Source organism: Flavobacterium sp. LHD-80 (assembly GCF_030929605.1).
In the GTDB taxonomy this organism is placed as follows: Bacteria; Bacteroidota; Bacteroidia; order Flavobacteriales; family Flavobacteriaceae; genus Flavobacterium.
This window is the reverse complement of record NZ_JAVFVS010000012.1, coordinates 204,964-222,088: the sequence shown is the minus strand read 5'-3', so window position 1 is coordinate 222,088 and position 17,125 is coordinate 204,964. Positions and strand designations below refer to the sequence as shown.

The window sequence follows — 17,125 nt, the reverse complement described above, 5'->3', positions numbered from 1 at the left end:
TTTATGAATTTATCAATCTTTTGTGTACTAATGATTTGTTTTGAAAGTTTGCAATTATTCCAACAGGAGTATCCGCAAGCTTCATGTAATTTAATGTTTGAGCAAGATGGTCATTGCTGATTTCTCTAACTGATTTTACCTCTAATATTATATCTTCATAAACTATGAAATCGGCGTAAAATTTATGAGGCAAAACAACTCCTTTGTATTCTATTGAAAATTCCTTTTCTCGATGATACGGAATGTTGTTATTTTTAAATTCAATTTCTAATGCATCTTTATATACAATTTCAAGTAATCCAGGCCCTAATAATCTATGTACTTCCATGCATATGCCTACAATTTGATAATTTTGATCTTTCTTGTAGTAATATTCGTTGGCATCAATCATAAAAAATAATTTGCGGAAATTTGTGTAATTTGCGGTTAAAAATTAATTCATTTCACTCAATCCCACTGCTTCACCTTTCAATGTTCCTGAAGTACAGCTTGTAATTTTTACGTTTACAAAATCTCCAATTTTATAATTCTCCTTCGGGAAAACTACTGTTATACTTTGAGAGTTTCTTCCAGAAAATTCGTCTTTAGATTTTTTAGAAACCTTCTCAACTAAAACTTCAACTGTTTTTCCAACAAATTCCTCGCTTCTAAACCAAGCATGTTTTTGTTGTAAATCGACAATTTCTTGAAGTCTTCTAGCTTTGGTTTCTTCCTCAACATCATCTTTCATTTTTCTTCCTGCCAAAGTCCCTGGGCGTTCAGAATACGAATACATATAGCCAAAATTATATTTCACGTATTCCATCAAGCTCATTGTGTCTTGGTGATCTTCTTCAGTTTCAGTTGGGAAACCAGCAATCATATCTTGTGAAATCGAAGCATCTGGAATAATCGCTCTTATTTTATCAATCAAAGCCATATATTCTTCGCGAGAATGCAAACGATTCATTTCTTTTAAAATTCTATTGCTTCCAGACTGAACCGGCAAGTGTATGTGTTTACAGATATTTGGATATTTCGCAATAACATGCAAAATGCTTTCGTGCATATCTTGCGGATTAGAAGTCGAAAATCGAATTCTCATTTTAGGAAAACCAATAGCAACCATTTCTAACAATTGATCAAAATCAACCGCCGTTGCTTTTTGCATTTCAGAAGCGTTTACAAAATCTTTCTTCAATCCGCCACCATACCAAAGGTAACTGTCAACGTTTTGTCCTAAAAGTGTAATTTCCTTAAAGCCTTTATCCCACAAATCCTGAATTTCATTCATGATACTTTGTGGCTCACGGCTACGTTCGCGCCCGCGTGTAAAAGGCACAACGCAAAACGTACACATATTGTCGCATCCACGAGTGATTGAAACCAAAGCAGTAATTCCATTACTCATCAAACGAACTGGCGAAATATCTCCGTATGTTTCTTCTTTCGATAAAATTACATTGATAGCATCACGTCCTTCTTCAACTTCTGCCAATAAATTTGGAAGATCTTTGTAAGCATCAGGACCAACAACAAGATCAACTATTTTTTCTTCTTCAAGAAACTGACTTTTCAAACGTTCCGCCATACAGCCCAAAACGCCCACTTTCATTTTCGGATTGGTACGTTTTACTGCGTTGTATTTTTCAAGACGTTTGCGAATCGTTTGTTCGGCTTTGTCTCGAATAGAACAAGTGTTCACCAAAACCAAATCGGCTTCTTCTAAAACCGAAGTAGTGTTATATCCTCCATCAGATAAAATGGAAGCTACGACTTCACTGTCCGAAAAATTCATCGCACAGCCGTAACTTTCTATAAATAGTTTTTTAGTATTCTCAGGTTTATTCTCTAAAACAAGACTTTCACCCTGTTTGCTTTCTTCAATAATCTTTTCCATTGTAAAATTTCAAAGTGCAAAGATAGGGGAAAAGGTATAAAGATGACAAGATGTCAGGGAAAGAATTAACAATGTTTTTCGAATTTTTGATAGATTACTCAATTGCAGACTTTAATCTAGAAAATAGTTAAGTGAAAATTTACAACTCACAATTTACAATTAATAATTATAAGAAGCTATTCCAGCTTTCCGCTACAAGTCCTCATAAAAAAAGCAAAGTTTCTAATGTTTTAAAAAGAGCTTCCGTTGGTCGCTTTTTTAAAACAAGAAACTTTTGCTTTTTTTACTCCGGGCTTTTCACTTCAATCTGGGCTAGGGCAATCGGTTTCAAAAGAACAATTCTCGGTCATAATCCTTTAAAAGTTACACCTATATATATAATAGGTAGGATTACAGATAAATCTGCAATTTTGTGAAACATAATATTAAAATAACTCAAAAATTCATTCATAAGGTTAATATTTAAAAAAAATAAATACTTTTGTTGCAGAAAATAAGAGCAATGGCAAAGAATTTAGTAATAGTGGAGTCACCTGCAAAGGCGAAAACGATCGAGAAATTTCTTGGAAACGATTTTCAGGTGGAGTCAAGTTATGGTCACATAGCCGACTTACCATCAAAGGAAATAGGAGTAGATGTAGAGAATGGTTTTAAACCTAAGTATGAAGTTTCTCCGGATAAAAAAGCCTTGGTAAGCAAACTGAAAACACTATCTAAGAATGCCGAAATGGTTTGGTTGGCATCCGATGAGGACCGCGAGGGAGAGGCTATTTCATGGCACTTGGCGGAAGAATTGAAATTGGATACAAAAAAAACTAAACGAATTGTTTTTCACGAGATTACAAAAACTGCGATTCTTAAAGCAATCGATAATCCAAGAGAAATTGATTATAATTTAGTAAATGCACAACAGGCACGTCGTGTTTTAGACCGTTTAGTGGGTTACGAATTATCTCCGGTTTTATGGAGGAAAATCAAAGGCGGACTTTCTGCTGGTCGTGTACAATCTGTTTCGGTTCGTTTGATTGTGGAAAGAGAACGCGAAATTCAGAATTTTAATGCAGTAGCAACTTATTCAATTGTTGCTGAATTTGTAAACGAAGCCGGAAAAGCTTTCAAGGCAAAACTTCCAAAAAACTTCAATACTAAAAAAGAAGCCGAAGATTTCTTAAACAAAAACATCGGTTCTAAATATAAGGTAGCCGATTTAGAAACTAAACCTACCAAAAAATCTCCAACAGCACCTTTTACAACTTCAACGCTTCAACAGGAAGCAGCAAGAAAATTGTATTTGCCAGTTGGAATCACAATGCAGTTAGCACAGCGTTTGTACGAAGCCGGACTTATTACTTATATGAGAACGGACTCGGTGAATCTTTCAAAAGATGCAATGGACGCTGCTGAAGCAGAAATCATAAAATCATACGGAAAAGAATTCTCGAAACCGAGAACTTTTGCAAACAAAAGCAAAGGAGCACAAGAAGCGCACGAGGCAATTCGTCCGACTGATATGTCGCGCCATAGCGTAAATATCGATCGTGACCAAGCTCGTTTATACGATTTGATCTGGAAAAGAACTTTGGCTTCGCAAATGAGCGACGCGCAGTTAGAAAGAACAAACGTAAAAATTGAAGCAGATAATCATAGCGAAATTTTTACTGCTTCTGGAGAAGTTTTGCTTTTTGAAGGTTTCTTAAAAGTGTATTTGGAAGGACATGATGATGATGAGGAAGAACAAGAAGGTATGCTTCCGGCATTAAAAGTAAACGAAAAGCTGATTAATAACTATGTTACAGCTACAGAACGATATTCAAGACCACCAGCTCGTTATACTGAGGCTTCTTTAGTTAAAAAATTAGAAGAACTTGGCATTGGACGTCCTTCAACTTATGCGCCAACTATTTCAACTATTATCAATAGAAATTATGTTGAAAAAGGAACGCTTGAAGGTCACGAACGTAATTATACACAGCTTACTTTGCAAAATAACAAGGTTGCAGAGAAAGTTTTAAAAGAGAATACAGGTTCTGATAAAGGAAAATTAGTTCCAACAGATATCGGAACAATCGTAACAGATTTCTTAGTTAAAAACTTCGGAAACATTCTTGATTACAACTTTACTGCAAAAGTAGAGCAGGATTTCGACGAAATTGCCGAAGGGAATATTGACTGGGCAAAAATGATGCAGGATTTCTACAATCAATTTCACCCAAATGTAAAAGAAGTTGAAGCGAATGCTGAACGCGAAAGCGGTGAAAGAATTCTTGGAAAAGATGCTGACGGAAGACAGGTTTCTGTTCGTTTAGGAAAATTTGGCCCAATGGCTCAAATTGGAGAAGCAGACGATGAAGATAAAAAGTTTGCCAGCTTGATGGCTGATCAAAATATTGGAAATATTACACTTGAAGAAGCTTTGAATTTGTTCTTGCTTCCTAAAAGTTTAGGTGAATATAAAGGAGAAGAAGTTGAAGTAAGTAATGGCCGTTATGGTCCTTACGTACGTCATGGAAGCGTCTTTATTTCATTGCCAAGAGGAGAAGATCCTTTAGGTGTTTCAAAAGAAAGAGCTCAGGAGTTAATTGACGAAAAAGCACTTGCTGATGCGCCAATTGCTATTTATAAAGGAGAAGCTGTTCAAAAAGGTGTGGGACGTTTTGGTCCGTTTATCAAATGGAATGGTCTTTTTGTTAATGTGAGCAAAAAATACAATTTTGATAATTTATCTCAGGCTGATGTTGAGGAATTGATTGAAGATAAATTGCAGAAGAACATTGATAAAGTGCTTCACAATTGGGAAGAAGAAGGAATTTTAGTTGAAAAAGCACGTTGGGGCCGCTCTGTTATTACAAAAGGCAAAATCAAAATTGAATTAAGTAAAGATGTTGATGCAACAAAATTGACATTGGCTCAAGTTCAGGAGATGATTGCGGCTAAAACACCAGCTAAAAAAACTCCAGCAAAAAAGACAACAACAGCAAAGAAAGCTCCAGCTAAAAAAGCAGCAGCTAAAAAGAAATAATACAAGCACAATAAATGGAATTTGATTTTCTAGAACCAGTTAACGACGGAATTGTAAATTATATCAATTCGTTGTCTTCTCAAGAATTGGGCAGTAAAATAGTATTGCATACCCATGATCAATTTCCAGATATAAGCAAAGTAAATATTGCCATTATTGGTGTTTTAGAAGACAGAAGAAACATTAATATGGTAAATGAAGTAAATCTGACTGCAATTCGCAAGAAGCTTTATGGTATGTTTCCAGGTAATTGGGATGCTTCGATCGCTGATCTTGGTGATATCTTGGCTGGCGACTCTGTAGATGATACTTATTTTGCACTTAAAAAGGTTGTGGCTTCTTTAATTAAAAACAAAGTTATTCCTATAGTCCTAGGAGGTTCTCAGGATTTGACCTATGCTTTGTATCGTGCTTATGACGATTTGGAGCAGATGGTTAACTTGGTTTCTGTAGATAATCGATTTGATTTTGGTAAGGAAAATGAAACAGTTTCGGCTAATTCATATCTGACAAAAATCATTATAGATGAGCCAAATAACCTGTTTAACTATTGTAATATTGGATATCAGACTTATTATAATAGTCAAGAAGAAATTGATTTGATCGAAAAATTGTTTTTTGATGCGTATCGACTAGGAGAAATTTCAACAAATATTGCATTAGCAGAACCTGTTTTCAGAGATGCAGATTTGGTTAGTGTTGATTTGAATTCTGTAAAGTCTTCTGCTTCAGGAAATTTGGTTACGTTTGAGCCAAATGGTTTCAATGGAAAAGAGATTTGTTCTCTGGCTAGATATTCTGGAATAAGTGATAAAGTTTCGGCATTTGGAATCTTTAATCACAACAGTACAGTGCATGAAGCGGCTCTAATTGCTCAAATTGTTTGGTATTTTATTGAAGGATACCATTATCGTTCTAAAGAATATCCATTTGGAAGCAGAACGAATTATTTAAAATATATTGTTCCTCTAGAGGATGAGGAGCTTATCTTTTATAAAAGCGATAAAACAGATCGTTGGTGGATCGAAATTCCATTTGTTTCTGAAGGTAGCAATAAATTGAAAAGAAATACGTTATTACCGTGTTCGTATGACGAATATTTATGCGCCTGCAATCAAGAATTGCCAGAAAGATGGTGGAAAGCACAGCGAAAAAATGCTTTGTAGAAGAAAATTTTAATAAAAATCTTAATTTTTTAGAATTTTAAAAAATTAAGAGCTAAATATTAGTAGGAAATAATTTATATATAATAAAATTTTGTGTTTTACGTCGATTTTTTATGTTAGTTTGTCGATAAAATATTTTTTTTTTATTTTATTTAACATTATTTTTGAACGGTAAAATAAAATTCGCGAGTAGTATTGTTTTTTAGATAAATAATAAATACGTTTACGGACTTATAATAATGAATAGATAATCCCAAATTTATATGAAGAAGTTTATTGCATTTACAGCAATTTTAACACTGGTAATTGGCTGTGGTAAATCAGGTGACAAAGGTGAGTTAGTTGGTGTTACAGGAGGGAAATGGCATCCTGAAAAGCCATATGGTATGACTTTGGTTCCAGGTGGATCTTTTATTATGGGTAAAGCTGATGCTGACTTAGCAAATGTAGAAGATGCTCCAACTAAAACAGTCACAGTTCGTTCATTCTATATGGATGAAACTGAGATTACTAATAGTGAGTATCGTCAGTTTGTGGAGTGGGTAAAAGACTCTACAATGAGAGTTCGTTTAGCGATTTTGGCTGATGAAACTGGTCAAAAAGCTACTGGTGACGCTAAAGGAAAAAAAGGTGGCAGTATTGCTGATTATGCATTTAATGATTCTGAGCCAGATAAAATGACGGCTTATGATAAATATATGTATGATAACTACTATAGTGTAGGAACTAAAGATGATCCGTATGCTGGTAGAAAATTAAACAAAAAAGTGAAACTTATTAAAGATACAAAAGCTTATCCAGACGAGTATTATGCTGAAGTTATGGATTCGATGTATCTTCCAATAGAAGAGTCATACAATGGTTTAAGAACTATTGATGTAAATAAATTGAAATTCCGTTATTCTTGGATGGATATTCAAGCTGCAGCTAAAGCTAAAGTTGGAAAAAGAAAAGACTTCGTTAAAACAGAACAAGTAAGTGTTTATCCTGATACTACTGTTTGGATTAAAGATTTCGCTTATTCATATAATGAGCCAATGCACAATGATTATTTCTGGCACAAAGCTTATGGAGATTATCCTGTAGTTGGTGTTACTTGGAAACAAGCAAAAGCTTTCTGTGCTTGGAGAACTTTAAACAAAAACAGTTATATCAAATCTAAGAAAAAAGGACGCGATTTAGTAAATGCTTTCAGATTGCCAACAGAGGCAGAATGGGAGTATGCTGCAAGAGGAGGTCTGGAGTCTGCAACTTACCCATGGGGAGGTCCTTATACTAAGAGTGATAGAGGTTGTTTCATGGCAAACTTCAAACCAAGTAGAGGAGATTATGCTGCTGACGAGGCTTTATACACTGTTGAAGCTAAATCTTATGAAGTAAATGGTTACGGTCTATACAATATGGCAGGAAACGTTTCAGAGTGGACTGACTCAGCATACAACCCAAATGCATATGAGTATGTTTCTACAATGAACCCTAACGTAATTGATGGAAACAACCAAAGAAAAGTGGTTCGCGGAGGATCTTGGAAAGATGTTGCTTACTTCCTACAAGTAAGTACTCGTGATCACGAATATGCTGATTCAGCAAGAAGTTACATTGGTTTCAGAACTGTACAAGATTACATGGGAACTCAAGTAACTGGAAGCAGCAAAAAAAAGTAATTTATAATTAAATTCAATAACCAACAAATCTATTTTAAAACCTAAAAAAAAAGTATTATGGCATTATTAAGTAAAAAAGCAATGAATTTCGCTTATGGTATGGGAGCGGCAGTAGTAATTATTGGAGCATTATTCAAAATTACTCACTTTGAGATTGGGCCATTAACAGGAACATTAATGCTTTCTGTAGGATTAGTTACAGAAGCGTTAATCTTTGCGCTTTCTGCTTTCGAACCAGTTGATGAAGAGTTAGATTGGACTCTTGTTTATCCAGAATTAGCAAACGGACAAGCTAGAAAAAAAGCGGATAAAGTTGAAACTCCAACTGATGCTCAAGGATTGCTTTCTCAAAAATTAGACTCATTATTGAAAGAGGCTAAAATTGATGGAGAATTAATGTCAAGCTTAGGAAATTCAATCAAAAACTTTGAAGGAGCTGCAAAAGCAATTTCTCCAACAGTTGATTCAATTGCAGGACAAAAGAAATATGCTGAAGAAATGTCTATGGCAGCTGCACAAATGGAATCATTAAACAGTTTATACAAAGTTCAATTAGAAAGTGCTTCAAGAAATGCACAAGCTAATAGCGAAATCGCTGACAATGCTGCTAAATTGAAAGAGCAAATGCAATCTATGACTGCTAATATTGCTTCTTTAAACAGCGTTTACGGTGGTATGCTTTCTGCAATGAGTAACAAAGGATAATTAGTTTTTAACTATTATATTAAATTTATTAATAAGAACTAATTAGAAAAAAATGGCAGGAGGAAAATTAACCCCTAGACAGAAGATGATTAACCTGATGTATCTGGTTTTCATCGCAATGTTAGCAATGAACATGTCCAAAGAAGTTTTATCTGCTTTTGGATTAATGAATGAAAAATTTGAAAGCGCTAATACGTCTTCAGAAACATCGAATGCAGGATTATTGATGTCTTTAGATCAAAAAGCTTCTGAGGCAAAAGGAGAATTCGCAACTGCAGCAGTTACAGCTCATAAAGTTGAATCAGCTTCAAAAGAATTCTACGCATATATCGGTTCTTTGAAAGGTGATGTTTTGCACGGATTTGAAACAGATAAAGAAACAGGAAAATTGCCTTACGAGTCTATGGACAAAGGTGATAATATTGACAACTGGTTTACAGGAGAAGGGTATACTGCTAAAGGAAATGAGATTATAGCTAATATTGAAAAATATAAAGCAGCTATGAAATCTGCATTATCAGATAAAAAATACGCTACAATTTTAGCTGAGGTTGAAAAGAAATTTGATATTTCTGATGTAGCTAATAAAGAAGGTTTAAAAGATAAATATTTAGCTTACCATTTTAAAGGTTTCCCAGCGGTTGCTTCATTAGCTAAACTTTCAGCTTGGCAAAATGACGTTCAAAAAGCAGAAACTGATGTTTACAATAGTGCTTTAGGTAAAGCTGCAGTTGCTGCTGCATCTTACAGCAATTATCAAGCAATTGTTGTTTTAGACAAAAATGCTTACTTCCAAGGTGAAAAAGTTACTGGTAAAGTAGTTTTAGGTCGTTATGACGAAAACACTAAACCAACTTCATTCCAAGGTCCTGGACAAATCGTAAACGGACAAGCTGTTATCTCATTAACTGCTGGTGGTGTTGGAGAACAAAATATTAATGGACAATTTACTTTCTTAGAAGATGGAAAAAACATTCCACTTAAATTCGCTGGAAAGTATGTTGTAGTTCCAAGACCAAACTCTGCTACAATTTCTGCAGACAAAATGAATGTAGTTTATAGAGGTGTTGTTAACCCAATCTCTGTATCATTCGCTGGTGTTGCTGACAATAAAGTAGTTGCTAGTGCTCCTGGATTAAGTTCAGCTGGTAAGGCAGGTAAATACAACATGAGCCCAGGTGCAGGAACTGAGACTACAATTTCAGTTACTGGTACATTACCAAATGGAGACAAAGTTTCAGATAAGAAAACATTCAGAATTAAAGGTATTCCTGGTCCAACTGGTACAATTAGAGGTGATTATGGTGTTGTTAAAGGGCCAAAATCTAATTTAGAAGTTGCGACAATTGGCGCGAAATTAATGGATTTTGATTTCGAAGTTGGTTTAGATGTTGTTGGATTTAACTTAAAAATTGCTGGACAGCCTACTGTTGTTGTTACTGGTAATAAATTAAATGCACAATGTAAACAAGTACTTGCAAGAGCTGGTAGAGGAGATCAAGTTACTATTTCTGAAATTAAAACTAAACTTGTTGGAGCTGGAAGCTATTTATTGCCAAGAACTGCTCCAGTAATTTTCGAAATACAATAATAAATGTAGATAAAACTACGTTCAATATCTTATAATGATATCATGATGAAAGTAAGAAATTTTTTAATAGCTATTGTTTCTATCGCTGGAGGTTTCGCTTCACACGCGCAATCTAATTTGCTTAATGCGAAAACACCTGCTCAAATAGGACTTAAAACTCCTGCGCAACTTATCTCAGATAATGATAAGCCTTTAGCTTACGGTTATGTTGATGATAGAGATATTTTGATGGGAAAAACAACTTGGGAAATTATTGATTTGAATGAAAAAATCAATTTTCCATTATATTTTCCTGTAGATACAGCTAACATTGGTGCTGATAGACGTTCTCTTTACGACGTTTTGACCAAAGCTATCAAAAAAGGTAAGATAACTGAAGTTTACACAGATAGTTATTTTAATACTAAAAAATCTATGAAAGACATCGAAGGATCATTATCTCGTATTGATACAACTGATGCTGGTAGAGAGCTTATCAACCAAAACCCAGACGACTATAAAACACGTGTTGTGAAGAAAAAAGTGGTTACTGGAACTGGTAAAAAGAAATCAGTTAGTTATGTTGATGAAACGGTACCTCCTTCAAGATCTGTACCTGCAGAGTATATCTTAAAGCAAGATTTGACTGCTCAGGATGTTACACAATACAAAATCAAAGGATACTGGTATTTTGACAAACGTCAAAGTGAATTGAAATATCGTTTACTTGGAATTTGTCCTGTAACTCCAGACGTTTATACAATGAACAGTGATGAAAAGGATTATATTGAGTTATTTTGGGTATTTTTCCCAAATTCAAGAGAAGCTTTGCATGAAGCAAAAGCGTTCAACGATAACAACTCAGCATTGCCAATTTCATTTGATCAGATCTTAAACTCTAGACGTTTTAATGCGGTTGTTTACAAAGAGGAAAACCTTTATGGAGACAGAGCAATCAGCGACTATATGAAAGATAATGCTCAAAATCAATTGTTAGAATCTGAAAGAGTAAAAGAGAAGATTCGTAACTTTGAACAAGATATGTGGAACTACTAAGTAGCTATGTAACATTATAATAAAAACTCTTACTACCTTTGTAGTAAGAGTTTTTTTTTGAAAAGGACTTTTTATGACGGATAAATAAATCTCACGATTTTATTTTGTAGGAAAAATACAATATTTAGAATTATATTTCGTTTAATTTCTTATTGCTATTAATTATGAGTAAAGTAAGAAATTTTTTAATCGTTCTGTTTTCTGTTGCTTGGACTTTTAGTTCTAATGCGCAGTCTAATTTACTTAACGCTAAAACTGTTGATCAGATTGGTGTTAAAACACCTGCGCAGCTTATCTCAGACAATGATAAACCATTAGAATATGGTTATGTTGAAGATCGAGATATTTTAATGGGAAAAACTACTTGGGAAATTATTGATTTGAATGAAAAAATCAATTTTCCACTTTATTATCCAGTTGATACTGCGAATATTGGTTCTGACAGACGTTCTCTCTATGATGTTCTGACAAAGGCAATAAGAAGCGGTAGAATAACTGAAGTATATACAGACAGTTATTTCAATACCAAGAAAACTATGAAGGACATTGAAGCTTCTTTGTCTCGTGTTGATACTACCGATGCTGGACGAGAGCTTATTAATCAGAATCCTGATGACTATAGGGAGCGTGTGGTTAAGAAAAAGGTTGTGACTGGTACTGGCAAAAAGAAATCTGTGAGTTATGTTGACCAGACAGTTGGCCCAACAAGAACTGTTCCCGCAGAATATATCTTGAAGCAAGATTTGACCGCTCAGGATGTTTCGCAATACAAAATAAAAGGATATTGGTATTTTGACAAGCGACAAAGTGAATTAAAGTATCGTTTAATTGGTATTTGTCCTGTCACTCCTGATGTTTATACAATGAATAGTGATGAAAAAGATTATATCGAATTGTTTTGGGTTTTCTTCCCCAATGCGCGGACTGTACTTCACGAAGCAAAAGCGTTTAACGATGTGAATTCTGCAGCTTCAATTTCATTTGATCAGATATTGAATTCGCGACGGTTTAATGCAATAATTTACAAAGAAGAAAATGTGTACGGTGATCGTGAAATTAAAGACTATATTAAAGATGATGCGCAGAGCCAATTGCTGGAATCAGAAAGGGTAAAAGAGAAGATTCGCAATTTTGAAGAGAATATGTGGAATTACTAAGTTCACAAATAAAGTTATGAGATAAACTCTTACTATCTTTGTAAGAGTTTTTTATTTTACCTATACACTGCAAAAATGCTTGACTATTTAATTGTCGGATCTGGATTGGCCGGAATCTCTTTCGCCGAAGTGGCCATTAAGAACAATAAATCTATTTTGTTAATCGATAATAAATCACAGCATTCTTCTAGAGTAGCTGGAGGTTTGTATAATCCGGTAATTTTGAAACGTTTCAGTGAAGTGTGGAATGCGAAAGAGCAATTGGTTTTAATGAATGATTTTTATGATCGTGTTGAAGATAAATTACAAGTGAAATTCAACTTTAAAATGCCAATCTTGCGAAAGTTTTTCTCAATCGAAGAACAAAATAATTGGTTTGCGGCTTCGGATAAAATAAATTTAGAGCCATTTTTATCTACTAAATTAATTACGAAGAAATATACAAGTATTGATTCTCCGTATGATTATGGAGAAGTACTTCATACAGGATATGTCAATACTGCATTATTGTTAGAGAAATATGAGCAGTATTTACTTGAGAACAATTTGCTTCTTGAAGAAGCTTTTGATAGTAAAGATATTGAGTTTTTAGATTCTGGAATTCAATATAAGAACATTCAAGCTCGTCATATTATTTTTGCCGAAGGCTTCGGGATGCATAAAAATCCGTTTTTTAATTATTTACCTTTAGATGGAACAAAGGGCGAATTGTTTATTATAAAAGCACCCGATTTGAATCTGGATTTGATTGTTAATACCAGCGTCTTTATTTTGCCAATGGGAGATAGTCTATTCAAAGTGGGAGCAACCTATAATTGGCACGACAAAACAGACGCACCTACAGAAGAAGGTAAACAAGAACTTTTAGACCGAATAAAAGAAATTATTACCTGCGATTTCGAGATTGTAAAACACTTTGGCGGTGTTCGTCCTACGGTGGCAGACCGAAGACCTTTGTTGGGAACTCATGAAGTTTATAAATCACTGCATATTCTAAACGGACTAGGAACACGCGGTGTTATGTTGGGGCCAGCTTTGGCGCAAGCTTTATACGATCATATCGAAAATCAAATTCCGATACCGCAAGAAGCCGATATTAAGCGATTCCATAAAAGATATTTGAAAAGTCTTATTTCTGACCAGCCTTCGGGTCGTAAGAAATAAACATATTGATATATAAATTTCTAGAAAGTCTTAAAACAAAAGGAAATAAAAGGATCAATGTAATTACAATTGCAATGAACGATTGTTCGATTGTAGTTTCAAAAAAGACGAACGAAACAATAAACGCAGCAATTCCAACAGCTACATTCAGTCCGTAGCTCACATACATTGCACCATAAAAAAAAGAAGGTTCGATTTGATATTTTAAACCGCAGTGACTGCAATTTTCATTCATTTTTAGAACTTTAGTCAAATGAAGCGGATTCTTGTCTTCATACATGCTTTCTTTTTGACATCTTGGACAGCTTCCGGTAAAAATACTGTTTATTTTAGAACCTCTTTTAAACATTTTTTTGCGTAGTTTTTTAATTCTGTAATCAAAGAAATTGATTGCTATTAGAACTGTCTTTCTTGAAGAAGTTCTACTGCAAATATAAGATTTTACTGTTGAAAAAGACTTGAATTAGAAGTTTATATATTCTGTTTTTTTAAGCCGATTTTCGATGACAGGGACCAAAATAACTGAAATTCAGAAATATTGGTTAAGCAATCCTTTTCAGCTCCAAAACTTTCAATTAAAAGTTATACTTTTGCACTTTCAAAATTGTAGGTGGCAATGCGCCGTTTGCAGTGTTTTTAATTCTAGATTTTTCAGCAATACATTATGCTTAATATACACAATCTTTCAGTTTCTTTTGGTGGAACATATTTATTTGAAGAAGTTACTTTTCGTTTAGGCGCCGGCGACCGCGTAGGTCTTGTGGGTAAAAACGGAGCAGGTAAATCGACAATGCTTAAAATGCTTGCAGGAGATTTTAAACCAGATTCTGGAGTTATTTCTCAAGAAAAAGATATCAAAATGGGCTTTTTACGTCAGGATATTGATTTTGAGCACGGAAGAACGGTATTAGAAGAAGCATATGAAGCTTTTACTGAAATTAAAGTTGTAGAGAAGAAACTAGAAGAAATCAATCATCAATTGGTTACCAGAACCGATTATGAGAGTGAAGAATACGGACAAATCATTGAAGATTTATCTGATTACACACACCGTTTTGATCTTCTTGGAGGTTATAATTATGTGGGAGATACAGAGAAAATTCTTTTAGGTCTTGGTTTCAAAAGAGAAGTTTTCAATAATCAGACTGAAACATTTTCGGGCGGATGGAGAATGCGTATCGAACTTGCAAAATTATTATTGCAGTCAAACGATGTATTGCTTCTGGATGAGCCGACCAACCACTTAGATATCGAAAGTATCATTTGGTTAGAGAATTTCCTTCGCAATTATCCGGGCGTTGTGGTAATCGTATCGCACGATAAAATGTTTTTGGACAATGTTACGAACAGAACTATCGAAATCTCTTTAGGAAAAGCATACGATTTCAATAAACCATATTCTCAGTATTTAGAATTGCGTCATGAAATTCGTGAAAAACAATTAGCGACGCAAAAGAATCAGCAGAAAAAAATTGAAGAAACCGAAAAATTAATCGAGAAATTCCGTGCAAAAGCTTCAAAGGCTTCTATGGCGCAATCGTTGATTAAAAAATTAGATAAAGTTGAAAGAATTGAAGTTGATGAAGACGACAATTCTGTAATGAATATTTCATTTCCAGTTTCAAAAGAACCAGGAAAAGTAGTTATTGAAGCTGAAGATGTAACGAAATCGTACGGAGATAAAACGATCTTAAAGGATATAAGTCTGCTTGTTGAAAGAGGGAGTAAAATTGCTTTTGTTGGACAAAACGGACAAGGAAAATCTACTTTTATCAAAGCGCTTGTAAATGAGTTTGAATACGAAGGAAACATCAAATTAGGACACAATGTTCAATTAGGATATTTTGCTCAAAATCAAGCCGAATATTTAGATGGAGAAATCACTTTGTTGCAAACTATGGAAGATGCAGCAACAGATACGAACCGATCAAAAGTTCGCGATATGTTGGGTTCATTTTTGTTCCGTGGTGACGACGTTGAGAAAAAAGTAAAAGTACTTTCTGGAGGTGAACGTAACCGTTTGGCGCTTTGTAAATTATTATTACAGCCAATCAACGTTTTGCTGATGGATGAGCCTACGAACCACTTGGATATTAAATCTAAAAACGTTTTGAAAGCGGCACTTCAAAAATTTGGCGGAACTTTATTATTGGTTTCTCACGACAGGGATTTTCTTCAGGGAATGTCGAATATTGTTTACGAATTCAAAGATCAAAAAATAAAAGAATATCTTGGAGACATTAATTTCTTCTTAGAGCAGCGCAATCTTGAAAATATGCGTGAAGTAGAGAAAAAAGATGTTGCTAAAACTGCAGCTCCAAAAGAAAGTAATAAAACGTCATACGAAGATCAGAAAAAAGGAAAAGCACTTCAAAATAGATTAAGCAAAGTTGAAAGTCAAATCAAACAATTAGAAAAAGACATTCAGCACGACGATAAAATGTTGGAATCAAATTATGACAAACATATCGAAGATGCGTCTTTTTTTACTGCATACAACAAAAAGAAAGAAGATCTGGAACAGCTTTTATTAGACTGGGAAATTGTTCAGGAAGAGATTGACAATTTTAATGCTTAAGATTTTTTTATTCCAAGTTTCGAGTTGAATATTTTGCTTAGAGTTTAACCGCAAAGCACGCAAAGGATTACGCAAGGTTCGCAAAGTTTTTTTTTACAAAGCTTTGCGAACTTTGCGTTTTATAAAACTTACCAGATTAAAAAAACTTTGCGCGCTTTGCGGTTAAATATCCATTCAGTTCAAAACCTAAAACCTGAAACAAAATCAAATAATTCCAATAGATTTAGAATGCTCAATTGCTTTGCTGCTTTCTTTAAAATAGCAGACCGCAACATCAAGGGATTCTAGATTTTTCATGATTTTTTTCACCTCTTCTTTCTGCGTTTTTCCGGTTTGTCTAATGTAAACCGCAATTACGGTGACCGGAAATATTTTGCAGATCTGCTCATATAAAATAGGATCGTGCTGTGAATCATCTCCTAAAAGAACATATTTCAGGTTGGGATAAAACTCCAAAACATGTTTTATTTTTTCAAATTTGTGATTGTGATTCCCGCGTCCGCTCATGAAAAAATCGGTAATGCCTCTTTTAATATCTTTTAGCAAAATCACCGCTCTTGGCAAATGATGTATTTTGGTAAACTGAACGATAAAGCGGTATAAATTCCATTCACTGCTCGAAATATAGAAAAACGCATTTACTTCTTCCTTGTTTTTTCTTCCAGCCGAACTCAACGCTTGATAATGTGCTACAACATCTTTAAAAACTTTTCGGTCATTTACATTTTTAAAAAGCAAAATGTATATTTTTCTGAAAATGTTATTAGTGTGGGAGATTAAAAATGTATCATCAATATCTGAAATGATGCCTAATTTTCCGGTATGTGGATGTATAAAACTTCCTTTTGAAGTAATAATTTGAGAGTTATACTTAATACTGACTTCGTAGTTCATCCACCCAAAATGAGTATCTTTTTCAAACGGAATACAAAATTTAAAATGACCGTCGTCTAATGTTTTGGTGTGAATTTCCTGATTGCCATATTTCAAATAAACGTCAAAATTTTGGATTGTTTTTATTCGAAACTGATTAATTATGGATTTTGCATTTTTTAAATTTTTCTTCTGAAAATCATAGTCGTACGTTCTTTTAAAAACATGTCCCATTACAATTAATTCTTCTTCGTTGGCATAACCTCGATATAATTGTAAGATTGGTTTCATTTA

13 protein-coding genes are annotated in these 17,125 nt (G+C 34.1%); 9 read left to right on the top strand and 4 right to left on the bottom strand.

All coding sequences use genetic code 11. From position 1 onward, the window contains the following. Position 1 precedes the first annotated feature (1 nt). Complete coding sequence (locus RB619_RS17895; protein ID WP_308100001.1) at positions 2-391, bottom strand: GxxExxY protein; 390 nt, start codon at positions 389-391, stop codon at positions 2-4. Positions 392-433: 42 nt separating this feature from the next. After that, on the bottom strand, positions 434-1,879 hold the full coding sequence (miaB, locus tag RB619_RS17890) for a tRNA (N6-isopentenyl adenosine(37)-C2)-methylthiotransferase MiaB (protein WP_308099999.1): 1,446 nt from the start codon (positions 1,877-1,879) through the stop codon (positions 434-436). Positions 1,880-2,381: 502 nt separating this feature from the next. Here miaB and topA point away from each other — a divergent pair. From topA to RB619_RS17850, 8 genes are all read left to right on the top strand, one after another. After that, positions 2,382-4,898 carry a type I DNA topoisomerase gene (gene topA, locus RB619_RS17885; RefSeq protein ID WP_308099997.1) on the top strand — a complete coding sequence of 839 codons (2,517 nt, stop codon included), beginning with the start codon at positions 2,382-2,384 and terminating at the stop codon, positions 4,896-4,898. A gap of 14 nt (positions 4,899-4,912) precedes the next feature. Further along, the gene (locus RB619_RS17880) at positions 4,913-6,064 is read left to right on the top strand and encodes a formimidoylglutamase (RefSeq protein ID WP_308099995.1); all 1,152 of its coding nucleotides are present in this window, start codon (positions 4,913-4,915) and stop codon (positions 6,062-6,064) included. A 263-nt stretch (positions 6,065-6,327) separates the two neighbouring features. Beyond that, positions 6,328-7,728, top strand: coding sequence for a gliding motility lipoprotein GldK (gldK, locus tag RB619_RS17875; protein ID WP_308099994.1), 1,401 nt, complete (start codon positions 6,328-6,330; stop codon positions 7,726-7,728). A 57-nt stretch (positions 7,729-7,785) separates the two neighbouring features. Beyond that, positions 7,786-8,433 (top strand): gliding motility protein GldL, encoded by a 648-nt coding sequence (gene gldL, locus RB619_RS17870; RefSeq protein WP_133526739.1) that lies wholly within the window; start codon positions 7,786-7,788, stop codon positions 8,431-8,433. A gap of 52 nt (positions 8,434-8,485) precedes the next feature. Then, positions 8,486-10,024 carry a gliding motility protein GldM gene (gldM, locus tag RB619_RS17865; protein ID WP_308099989.1) on the top strand — a complete coding sequence of 513 codons (1,539 nt, stop codon included), beginning with the start codon at positions 8,486-8,488 and terminating at the stop codon, positions 10,022-10,024. 45 nt (positions 10,025-10,069) lie between these two features. Next, positions 10,070-11,059: a gliding motility protein GldN gene (gldN, locus tag RB619_RS17860; RefSeq protein ID WP_308100414.1), complete on the top strand. Its 990-nt coding sequence runs from the start codon at positions 10,070-10,072 to the stop codon at positions 11,057-11,059. Between the two features lie 164 nt (positions 11,060-11,223). Beyond that, the gene (gene gldN, locus RB619_RS17855; protein ID WP_308099987.1) at positions 11,224-12,216 is read left to right on the top strand and encodes a gliding motility protein GldN; all 993 of its coding nucleotides are present in this window, start codon (positions 11,224-11,226) and stop codon (positions 12,214-12,216) included. 75 nt (positions 12,217-12,291) lie between these two features. Then, positions 12,292-13,380 (top strand): FAD-dependent oxidoreductase, encoded by a 1,089-nt coding sequence (locus tag RB619_RS17850; RefSeq protein WP_308099985.1) that lies wholly within the window; start codon positions 12,292-12,294, stop codon positions 13,378-13,380. Here RB619_RS17850 and RB619_RS17845 read toward each other — a convergent pair. After that, positions 13,346-13,729, bottom strand: a complete 384-nt coding sequence (locus RB619_RS17845) for a DUF983 domain-containing protein (RefSeq protein WP_308099983.1) — start codon at positions 13,727-13,729, stop codon at positions 13,346-13,348. The two genes, RB619_RS17850 and RB619_RS17845, sit on opposite strands and share 35 nt — an antisense overlap. A 315-nt stretch (positions 13,730-14,044) precedes the next feature. Between RB619_RS17845 and RB619_RS17840 the strand changes: the two genes are divergently transcribed. Further along, positions 14,045-15,958, top strand: coding sequence for an ABC-F family ATP-binding cassette domain-containing protein (locus tag RB619_RS17840; RefSeq protein WP_308099981.1), 1,914 nt, complete (start codon positions 14,045-14,047; stop codon positions 15,956-15,958). Between the two features lie 204 nt (positions 15,959-16,162). Here the strand turns inward: RB619_RS17840 and RB619_RS17835 are convergent, their stop codons facing one another. Beyond that, positions 16,163-17,122, bottom strand: coding sequence for an App1 family protein (locus tag RB619_RS17835; protein ID WP_308099979.1), 960 nt, complete (start codon positions 17,120-17,122; stop codon positions 16,163-16,165). Between the last annotated feature and the right edge of the window lie 3 nt (positions 17,123-17,125).